The following is a 361-nucleotide window of genomic DNA, read 5'->3' as shown; positions in this document are numbered from 1 at the left end:
GCGCCCAAATCATGGGCTATCCAGCCGATGCCGATGGTAACGTGCAAGAGGGCGGCAACGTCATTCCTCTGCAAATTCCGCCGGGCGACCTGCAAGCCAATGCCACATCAGAGCTGTCGTTATCGCTTAACCTCAACTCTGGTCAGCCTGTCATCGATGCGGCGTTCAACCCGAATAACGCCAATACCTATAACTACTCTACGAATGCCACGGTATTCGATTCGCAGGGTAATGCACGTAACCTGACGCTGTACTTTACCAAAACCGCACCCAATGAATGGGATGTCAACGGCCGCCTGTCCGGCGGGCCGGCAGGGGCTGACACCTACGATATTGACTTGGGCAGCCTGTCATTTACTCA

At 54.8% G+C, this 361-nt stretch carries 1 protein-coding gene; it reads left to right on the top strand.

Annotated features, from left to right (window positions below):
• Nucleotides 1-361: flagellar basal body FlgE domain-containing protein (locus tag P8629_RS11515; RefSeq protein ID WP_278166273.1), on the top strand; the 361-nt coding region annotated here is incomplete at both ends.

This window comes from Hydrogenovibrio sp. 3SP14C1 (assembly GCF_029625905.1).
In the GTDB taxonomy this organism is placed as follows: Bacteria; Pseudomonadota; Gammaproteobacteria; order Thiomicrospirales; family Thiomicrospiraceae; genus Hydrogenovibrio.
Note: the sequence above shows the minus strand (reverse complement) of the source record. Positions and strands in the feature narration are given on the sequence as shown.